This is a genomic window from Actinacidiphila oryziradicis (assembly GCF_005047355.1).
In the GTDB taxonomy this organism is placed as follows: Bacteria; Actinomycetota; Actinomycetes; order Streptomycetales; family Streptomycetaceae; genus Actinacidiphila; species Actinacidiphila oryziradicis.
Genome location: NZ_SUMC01000077.1, coordinates 24,710 through 34,324, shown reverse-complemented (window position 1 = coordinate 34,324; position 9,615 = coordinate 24,710). Strand labels below are relative to the sequence as shown.

Here is a 9,615-nt window from a genome sequence, read left to right as displayed (position 1 = left end):
ACATCCGGGCAGCCGGTCAGGACATCCAACGCCTCGCTGGAGAAGCGCCGTTCACGCCCCACCCACACCACCGGAACCCTGCCCTCGTTCGCCCACAACCGCAGCGTGCCAGGGTGCACACCCACCCGCCGCGCAGCCACCGCCAACCGAAGAAGTTCCATGACGAGAGAACCTACGGCCTCGGCGGCACCCACCACCCTAAACCGGCATAAACATCACACCATCGCAGGAAGCGGGGCGGAATTACCCACAGATCCACACGCACTCTGCTACGCAGCATCCAAAAGGGTCCCTAAGCGAAACCCCCAACAGTTGAAGACCCTTCTCCGCGCTCTGTAGCGCGTTGAGCTGCGCGTCGGAGCCTTCGCGGGCAACGGAGTTCCCGTATGACCGCGGAGCCGATATTCATGATTCATGACATCCGCCGACCACGGGTCCGGAGCCACCAGCGCGCGTGAGCCTGACCGGGAGAAGATCGACCGCATAGCCGCCTACGTGGACGACCAGCGCAAGGCGGAGAAGAGCTGGTTCCAGCAGTGGAGCACGTTCACCGTGTATCTGACGCTTGCGGCGTTCTTCTTCGGGATCGGTACCTGGTCCGATCTGCGCAACCGTATCGCCGGACCGCCCCCGGATCCCGCCCAGTTGACCAAGGACAGCTTCGTCAAATCGCTTGAGACCTCTTGCAAGCGTTACGTTGGACAGGTTCCGAAGAAGAACAAGGGCACCGGATTCGCCCGGGTCGCCGCCGATGATCTGGACGTCCTGAACGCCCGCCAGCAGATGGGCCTCGTTTGGCTCACCTACTCCGCCCCGACAAGCATGGCCCCGGAGGACATCGGCGCGTCAGCGTCGATCAAGTCGTACTACTTCGCTGCCAACTCCTTCCTCCAGGGCGCAATCGGCCGGGCAAAGGCAGGCGACCGTGACGGCTACGCGCTCGACGTCGGCCTGTACCGGCAGGCCAACGCCGCCTACCTGAAGGCAGCCGGCGACTTCGGCTTCACCGTTTGTGCTCACTACTGGGGCGTCGACGACGTCCCACAGACGGCCCCGTAAGGGGGCACGGTCGGCGGCCGGGGCTGTGTGCCGCCACCGTCCCGCCGCCGGCCCTCCAGCGGAGTCGAAACTCACTTACACGCTTTCTCGGCGCCGCCGGGTGGAGTCAGAACCCACCTACCACTGGCCTCAACAGCTCCACCGGCGGAGCACGCGTCCCCGGATCGCGGTTCCGTCTGCGGTCGAGTCCAACCGCCGCTGCCACTGATCCGCAGGCGCTCACTCCCGCCGCGCGTCGCGGATGCTCCGCTCCAACGCGGCCATGAGGTCCACCGCGGGCTCCGGCTCCGGGCCCGCCTCCAGCTCCCGGCCCGACACCTTGGCCACGATGAGCTGCTCCAGCGCCGCCGCGTACTCGTCCCGCAGGCCGCCGATGTCCACGCCGGCCAATGCGTCCATGAGTACCTCGGCGAGCTGCAGCTCCCGATCGGTGACCGGCGCCGACGACGTCAGGTCGCCGGGGTCGCGGATCTCTTCCGGCCAGCGCAGGGTGTGGAGCACGAGGATGCCGTGCCGCGGCCGGAGGATCGCCAGCCGCTCCCGGGTGCGGATGGCGACCTTGCAGACGGCGATGGTGCCGTGCCGGGCCAGGGCCTCGACGAGGAGCGCGTAGGGCCGCTGGGCGGCTGGTCCGTGGGGGCCGGCCCAGTACGGGCGGTCGTACAGCAGCGGGTCAACGTTGCCATCGTCCACGAAACCGAGGACCTCCGCGGTACGCTTCGACGGCAGCGGCAGGTGCTCGAGATCCCCGGCGTCCAGGACCACGACCCGGCCGTCGGGGGCCTCCCAGCCGCGGCGGATCTCCTCCTGCGGCACCTCCCGCTGCTCCCGCTCACACACCCGTCGGTGGCGGATGCGCGACCCGCGGGTGTGGACCTCGTGCAGCGGGGTCCGGGCGTCCTCGGCTGCGGCGTAGAGCTTGACGGGGATGGTGACCAGGCCAGACATCGGCCATTTCGCACGGCCCGAGCCGACCATCCGCTCCGTCCGCGCCGCCCTGCCCCCTCGCCGACTGGGACATCCGCGCCCGCGCCCTCAACGTCCCCGAGGTGGTGGCCATGGCGCAACGTATTGAAGACGAGCGAGCCGGACGAGCCGCCCGCCCTCGCGTACTGGCCGATGCTGAGATTCGGGACATCGCGCCCGCGCTCCGCCCGTAGTCTGACCGGGTGCCCTGGGCCTGAGCCCGTCCAAGCTCCGCCAGGACCGCATCCTCGACGAAGCCCGCCACACCGCCGACCCGGTCCATCTCATGCGCGTCTTCGGGATCGCCGCCGAGACCGCGATGAAGTACATCTACACCGCTCACCCCGAACGCCGGTCCACCCTCTGGCGATAGCAGGTCGGGGACACGATCAGTCACGGCAGACGGAGAATTCTTCGTTCAGTCCGTTTATCACGCAGACTCGCCGGTTCGCTTGGTAAGCCGAGATCTGCATAGCCTATGGTGCTCACGATGTCTCAGGGGGTCACCGGCGTGCGCTACTACCTCTATGTTTCCGAGGCGAAGCTGGACATGCTGTTTGAGCAGATTCCGCAGAAGCTGCTCTCCCGGCTGGCCACCGAGGCAAAAGTAGACCTGAAGGTGGTGAGCGTCGCCGTGCAGAAGGCGGCGCGCGCCGAACTGGGCACATATGGGCGGCTGGACGTCGTCGAGCGGTACCTGGAACGCGAGTACGACATCGGCTGGATGACGGAGCCCACGTCCTGGTTCCGCGGCGACCTGGGGCTGCGGATCGCGGGATACGGCAGTGCAACGGGCCCGGTGTTCATGACGGGCCAGGAAGGCCATACGGTTGTGGCGCTGATCGGCTCGGCCCACCACCTGGTGGGCCAGCGGCTCCCGGCCGAGGGCATCCCGGTGGGCCACTCCATGCTGCCGTCGCTGTTCCGGCTGCTGAGGGAGACACCGGAGGACTGGCCGCGCCGGGAACCCACCGCGGTCAGCGGACGCGCCTACCCCGCTGACGACCAAGAAGCCCTGCGCCAAGTCCTGGACTTCTCCGCCCACTTGACGGGACCCACCACCTACTGCGAGTTCCTGGCCCGACGTCTGCTGCGCGGCACCGCCACCGACGAGAACGGCCAGGAATGGGATGTCGTGATCGGCACGCCGCTGTACGTGGCGATGGCGGAGGACGAGGACGACGGAGCCGGGGGCCGCCGATGAGACACGAGGGTGTAGCCCGCATGCGACTGCGCGGCGATGTCGAGGGGCTGTGCCGGACGGTACGGTCCGGCGACCCCGACACTGCCCGGCGCGCCATGGAGATGCTCGCCGACATCGGGGACCGGCGGGCCTCGGACGTACTGCTGCGCTGCGTGACGAAGAAGGCAACCGACCGGCACTGGCTGTGGCTGGCCGCCGTCGACGCGTTGGGGCGCTTGCAGGAGCGCCGCGCGGTTCCGCTGCTCATCGGACTGCTGGAGAGGGGGGAGCTGGAGAACCCGGGCCAGGAGGGGACGGTCCTGCGGGCGCTGGGCGCCATCGGCGGCCCCGAGGCCGTTCGTGTCCTGCTCGCCGAACTGGCCCAGCGGAGCCCGCGCAGTGTCGTCCTTCAGGCGCTGGCGCGGCTCCGCACCCCTGAGACGACCCCGGCCCTGCTGATCGCCCTTTGGAGGCTGCTGCCATGGCGGGGCGTGGAGGCGGTACGGGTGCTCGGCGCTTTGCGCGATCCACACACGGTGCCGGCGTTGCTCTACCTCGCAGCCTATGGCTCGTCACCTTCATTACGTACAGCGGCACTTGAGGCTCTGACCAAGTTGCCGGAGGGCGTGTCATGGCCCGCTCCGGCCGAGCCGATGCTGCAGCCCGCCCTGCGTGATCCGGACCCGGTGACGGCCAGGCTGGCTGCCGGGCTGCTGGCCCGAACTCCCGAGGGCCGCAGTCGGCTCCACTCCTGCTTGCTCGCCCACCGCCCGTACAACCCCGAGCCCGCCCGCATCCCGGTGTGCGCCGTGATCCGGGACAGGCCCGATCTCTTCGGCTCAGCAGAGGTTGCGGCCCTGGCCAAGCTGCTCGCCCGGGCACCGCAGCCCGCCGTGCGCAGGGCGGCAGCCAAAGCACTCGGTGCGCTCGGCGGTGAGGAGGCGGTCGCCGCGCTCTTGACGGCACTGGCCGACGAGCGTGCCACCGAGGCCGTCGCCTCGGTGCTCGCCGAGCTCGCGACACCGCCGATCGAGCGGCTGCTCGCGTTGCTGGATGATGGCGCCGATAGTGCCCAACGCCGGGGCGCCACCGTGGCGCTGGGCCTCATCGGCCATGCGCCGGCCGCCCCGCTGTTCCTCCCTGCCTTGTCCCCGGCGGTTCCTCTCCCACTGCGCACCGCCACCGTCGACGCCCTTGGAGAGTTGCGCCACCGCCCCGCGACCGGCCCGCTGACCGCCCTGGCCCAGGACGTGTCCGAGCCGGGCCGCCTCCGTGCCCGTGCCCTCCGCGCCCTGGGCCTGATCGCCGTACCCGAGTCCCTGCCTGTTCTGCTGGCGGAGCTCCGAGATCCTACCGAGGCCGTACGCGTCCGCGCGGCGGAAGCACTCGGCGCGTATCCCACGCGCGTGGTGGCGGACAAGCTGGGCGAGGCGGCCAGGACAGATGAGAGCAGCGATGTCGCACGGGCCGCGCTGCATGCCCTAGGCCGGATAGGTATCGGGGCCGTACCGGTGCTGCGTGCGCTGGCGGACCACATGGTGCCGCTGGCGAGCCGCATCGAGTCGTCGAACCCCCGTCTGCCGACGCCGACGGAGATAGCCCATGCTTCCCCGGCCCCAGAGCTGCTCCGCGATCTGATCGCGGCACTGGCCGCCTGCCCCGGCCCCGCCCCCATCCCTGCCCTGGAACTACTCGCGACCTCTGCCGGCCCACGAAGACTCCGAGTACCGGCCGCCCAGGCGATCGCCGAGCGCCACATACCACAGGCCGTCGCAGCTCTTTCTCGACTCCTGACCGACTGCCACCACGACGAGGGCCACCCAGCGGCTTTGCGCGGCCTCGCTCGCATCGGCAGCGAGCAGGCCACCGACGCCGTGGTCGCCTACTATGCGAACACCGCTTTTTACCGGAAAGAGGTGCGACAGGCCCTGACGACCCTCGCTCGCACCGAGCAACGCCCGCCCGTCTGAGACCGACCGCACCGTGGACATCGGCCATGGGACTCCGGCGTCTCCACCGGGCCGCCGCCCAGCGTCAGGCGTACGCCAACGACCTCGACGACGCCCTGGGGTCCAAAGAGACGACAGTCGGCGAACGCATTCGACGGTTCATAGCGGAACCCGAGTCGAACCCACCTCCAACCCACCACAATGCGGCCATTGGCTGCGCAGGTTCCGCTGCAGAGCCGTCCGAGAATCTGCGAACCCGCGCGCTTCCAAGCCGGGCGGCATCGCCTACCACCACATCTCGGACACCTACATCGCGCTGTTCACACACTTCATCCCGTGCGGGGTATGGGAGGCCGTCTGCATCATCGAGGGCCTGCTCAAGAACGCCTCCGAGGTCAAGCCCACCACCGTGCATGCGGACACCCAGGGCCAGTCACTGCCTGTCTTCACCCTGGCACACCTGCTGGGCTTCGACCTCATGCCCAGGATCAGGAACTGGAAGGGCCTGACCTTCTACCGGCCCAGCAAGACCACCGAGTACGTGCACATCGACGCCCTGTTCGGCGAGGCGGGTAAGAACTCCATCGACTTCGACCTGATCGAGTCCCAGTTCCGGCACCTGATGCGGGTGGCCGTCTCCGTGCGCGAGGGCGCCATCTCCTCGGCGACGCTGCTGAAGAGGCTGCGGTCCGGCTCGCACAAGAACGCCACGTACGTCGCCTTCCGCGAGGTCGGCCGCGTGATCCGCACGGTGCAGCTGCTGCGGTATCTGGCGGACGCGCCGCTGCGCCGGCGGGTGACGGCCGCGACGAACAAGGTCGAGTCGTTCAACCGGTTCTCCCAGTGGGTCGGCTTCGGCAACCAGGGCGTACTCGCCGACAACGACCCCGTCGAGCAGGAGAAGGCGATGAAGTTCAACTCTCTGCTCACGAATGCGGTGATCTTCCACAATGCCCTGGACATCTCCGAGATCGTCCGCCAGCTGCTGGAAGAGGGATGGGAGATCGATCCTGAGGACCTGGCCCATATCTCGCCGTACCTGACCGAGCACATCAAACGGTTCGGCGAGTACAGCACGCACGAACTCGGCATCGAACCCGACGCGTACGACCCGAAGCTCGACGTCGACTTCACCCCGCTGCGCGAAGGGGATCTGAACGTCGTCGGCTTGGACCAGGCCGCGTGATGCCGGGTGCGGCCACGAGCGGTGAGGCGGCGTGCAGCCCGGTGCGCGCGGGCCGGTGTCTGTACCGCGCCGGGTGCGCCCGCGGCGACGACGCGGGCGCCGAGTCGTCAGGCGGGCTGGACGGTGATTGTGCAGAGGCGCTTGGTGGCCCGGGTCAGGGCTACGTACAAGTCCCTTTCCCCACCGGGGCGGGCCGTGCTGATTTCCTCGGGGTTCATGACGACGACCCCGTCGAATTCCAGGCCGCGTGCTTCGGACGCCGGCACGATGCGTGCGTGGTGAGCGATGCCTTGGGCCGTCAGCTCGCTCACCCTGGTGTCCGCGCAGATCACTCCCAGAAGCTCGCCCGGGTGCGCGGTGCTCTGGGCGCGGAGTTCCTGAACGACGGCGGTGACCAACCCGTCCGGAGGTGTGGTCACGGTGCGAGGGCTCTCACCGCTTCGCAGTGACCGTGTGGGCTTCTGGTCCGGAGCGATCCGCGTGAGCAGGTCCCGGACGCTCTCCAGGATCTCCTGCGTGGTGCGGTAGCTGACGGTCAGGTTGTGCAGTTTGAACCGCGGTCCGACGTGGGGGCTCAGTGCTTCCTTCCAGTCGCGTGCTGTCGCGACCGGGCCTGCCTGGGCGAAGTCACCCACCAGCGTCATCGCCCTTGCCGGGCAGCGGCGGACGATCATCCGCCACTGCATGGCGGTCAGTTCCTGCGCCTCGTCGACGACGACGTGCCCGTACGTCCGCTCGGGGGGGCCGTCGACCAGGCTCGCCGCCTCGTCCAGCAACGGCACATCGGCATCGGTCCACGGGTCGTCCGGACCGCGCAGCAGAAGGGACCGCTCCTGCGCGGTCAGGCGGGGCAGGCGCTCGGCGAGAGCGCCGGCGTTCGTCAGGAGCGCCTTCACGAGGTCACCGGGTACCAGCCGCGGCCACAACACCTCGACCGCTCGGTCGACGCCGGCGTCGTCGTCGAGGAGATCGGCTCGGATGGCGTCCAGGTCCAGCTCGTGGACCGGACCCGAGTCGGCCGCACCTTCGGCACGGCGCTGGGCGGCTCCCGTGAACCGGTCGAGGTCCATGCCCGTCATCCTGGCGGCATCGGCGTCGATCTGCTCCAGGAGGTCGCCCATGTCTCGTTGCATCGCGTCGGTGACGGCGTCGACCAAGAGCTCCCTGAACACCTGGCGCGCGGGGTTGTGCCCCGGTGCGGCTGCCACGGCGGCGTCGCGTGCCGCGGCGACTTCCTCGCCGGAGAGGTGAACCAGTTCCTGTCCGACCCGCACGGTGAAGTCACCGGCGGGAGCTTGGTGGACGCGCAGCAGGCCGGCCAAGGCGTCGGCGAGGTCGGAGCTGCCCTTGAGACGCGCCGTATCGAACGGGTCCACCGTGTCCGTGGACACTCCGGCCAGTTCCCGGCAGGTCGCCAGAACGACGTCGTTCTCTCCGAGCGAGGGAAGGACCTGGGAGATGTAGTCGAGGAACCGGGCGTTCGGGCCCACCACCAGGACACCCTCCTCCGCGGCGCGCGGGAACGCGTACAGGACATAGGCCGCCCGGTGCAGGGCGACCACCGTCTTGCCGGTGCCGGGCCCGCCCTGCACCACGGTCACCCCGCGGTGGGCGGAGCGGACGATCTCGTCCTGCTCGGCCTGCAGCGTCGCGACGGCCGCGTGCATCCTGCCCGTACGCCGTGCCGACAGAGCCTCGGTCAACGGGCCGTCCCCCACGACGTCCTCGTCGGTCGGGGTGGTCCCGTCCAGCAGTTCGTCGCTCACCGAGATGACCGTGCGCTCCTCGAGGCGCAGGTGCCGGCGCCGCCGCAGGTCCATCGGGTGGACCGGTGTCGCCTCGTAGAAGGGCCGCGCCGCGTTCGCGCGCCAGTCCACGAGCAGAGGCAGGTCATCCTCCTCCGTATGCAGTCCGATCCGCCCGATGCGCAGGGCCGTGCCATCCGTCCAGTCGATGCGCCCGAAGACCAGCCCCTTTTCGGCGCCCTCCAGCCGGCCGATTTCCTTGGCCAGACGCTCGGCGGCGATTTCTCTCTCGTATGCCTCACCGGCGCTTTCCGCCGGGGCCTTCAGCACACTCGCTCGGTGTACTCGCGCCTCGGAAAGCCGCTCGGTGAGCAACTCATATAAGGAGGACACATAATTCCGCTCCGATTCAACCGCACGCACAGCGGGATCATTCATTTTCGACAACAGGGGGCTCCTTCGATTCGAGCCACACCATACGGCCAAAGTTCCCTAAAGATAAGTCTTGACTTACTTGGTAAGCCATGACCCTACGACTGAATCCATGACGGCTGACCGTATGGCGTATCATGCATTCCGCCGTTCCGTATATCGCTAATTGCGCTCCCGATGCCCGCCTGCCTTACGGCGAGCCCGCCCTTGGATGCCGGCGATGTTTTGCCGCGCTCGGGAAAAGGGGGAAGATCCGGCGAGGCGACCGGCGCCATCGAGCTCACTGCCAGGGGGCATCTGGTCGCTTCGTCTGGCGACCCGACCGAGGAGGCGACCACAGAATGGGTTAAGCCCTCGACCGGTCCACCACTGCCCGACCCGTGCCGACGGCCCCATCTCAGGACCGCAGCACCACGCCGCCGTCGGTCGCGGCCGACCCAGAGAACGGATCGGTGAACTCTCACCCCGTTCGCCGCCGCGACGCCCGGCGGCAGGCCCGTCCGTGCCCGGACCATCCGACCCGGCCCCGCCCAACCTGGATCCGCCGATCTTCGGCCTCCGCGTCTTTGATGTCGTCAAAGGAACGAATGACGACAGGCGCGGCGGGCGTCCAATGAACCCGGGCTTTCCGGGGCCCGGCGGCGGCGCCGATCCAATCACATCCGATGACGGCTGATGACAGGGTTTGCTGACAGCTAGGGTCGAATGCGACCACCACAACGGGGAGCGGCATGGCCAACCTGGTCTACAAGCGGGTGTCGACCGACCAGTAGCCGGCGCCGCGCAGCACGTCGACCAGGTCGTCGCCGCGCGACACCAGCGTCGTGCCGGCGTTGGAGTTCTGCCGTATGCGGTGGGTGCTGGGCCATCTGCCGGTCAGCAGGCTGGTGCGCGCCGGGACGCAGGCCGGGGCGGTGGTGTAGGCGCGGCGGAAGCGGGTTCCCTGAGCGGCGAGCGAGTCGAGAAAGGGCATCGTGTTGAGGGCGAAGCCCATGCCTTTGGTGAAGTCGGCGCGGACCTGGTCGGACATGCAGAAGATGATGTTCGGGGCGGTCGGGCAGGTCACAGTGTCCCCTTCCAGTAGGACAACGCGAT

General features: G+C 68.8%; 8 protein-coding genes. 4 read left to right on the top strand and 4 right to left on the bottom strand.

The genetic code is table 11. The features are described 5' to 3' along the window. On the bottom strand, positions 1-161 hold a 161-nt coding region (locus FCI23_RS64155), incomplete at its 3' end, for a helix-turn-helix domain-containing protein (protein WP_407646106.1). A 253-nt stretch (positions 162-414) separates the two neighbouring features. Here FCI23_RS64155 and FCI23_RS41505 point away from each other — a divergent pair. Further along, positions 415-1,059, top strand: coding sequence for a hypothetical protein (locus tag FCI23_RS41505; RefSeq protein WP_136729262.1), 645 nt, complete (start codon positions 415-417; stop codon positions 1,057-1,059). 219 nt (positions 1,060-1,278) lie between these two features. On the opposite strand, the gene ku is transcribed toward FCI23_RS41505, so the two are convergent. Further along, the gene (gene ku / locus FCI23_RS41500) at positions 1,279-2,007 is read right to left on the bottom strand and encodes a non-homologous end joining protein Ku (protein WP_169317177.1); all 729 of its coding nucleotides are present in this window, start codon (positions 2,005-2,007) and stop codon (positions 1,279-1,281) included. A 508-nt stretch (positions 2,008-2,515) separates the two neighbouring features. Here ku and FCI23_RS41495 point away from each other — a divergent pair. From FCI23_RS41495 to FCI23_RS41485, 3 genes are read left to right on the top strand one after another with little or no spacing between them, the layout of a single operon-like run. Beyond that, entirely contained in the window at positions 2,516-3,229 is a 714-nt protein-coding gene (locus FCI23_RS41495; protein ID WP_246144572.1) for a DUF7019 family protein, read from the top strand. Between the two features lie 20 nt (positions 3,230-3,249). Further along, positions 3,250-5,178, top strand: coding sequence for a HEAT repeat domain-containing protein (locus FCI23_RS41490; RefSeq protein WP_169317176.1), 1,929 nt, complete (start codon positions 3,250-3,252; stop codon positions 5,176-5,178). Positions 5,179-5,191: 13 nt separating this feature from the next. Further along, positions 5,192-6,343: a Tn3 family transposase gene (locus FCI23_RS41485; protein ID WP_136729259.1), complete on the top strand. Its 1,152-nt coding sequence runs from the start codon at positions 5,192-5,194 to the stop codon at positions 6,341-6,343. Between the two features lie 107 nt (positions 6,344-6,450). Here FCI23_RS41485 and FCI23_RS41480 read toward each other — a convergent pair whose 3' ends face one another. After that, on the bottom strand, positions 6,451-8,526 hold the full coding sequence (locus FCI23_RS41480) for a HelD family protein (RefSeq protein WP_407646105.1): 2,076 nt from the start codon (positions 8,524-8,526) through the stop codon (positions 6,451-6,453). A gap of 739 nt (positions 8,527-9,265) precedes the next feature. Then, positions 9,266-9,586: a sulfatase-like hydrolase/transferase gene (locus tag FCI23_RS41475; RefSeq protein ID WP_136729258.1), complete on the bottom strand. Its 321-nt coding sequence runs from the start codon at positions 9,584-9,586 to the stop codon at positions 9,266-9,268. Positions 9,587-9,615: the final 29 nt, after the last annotated feature.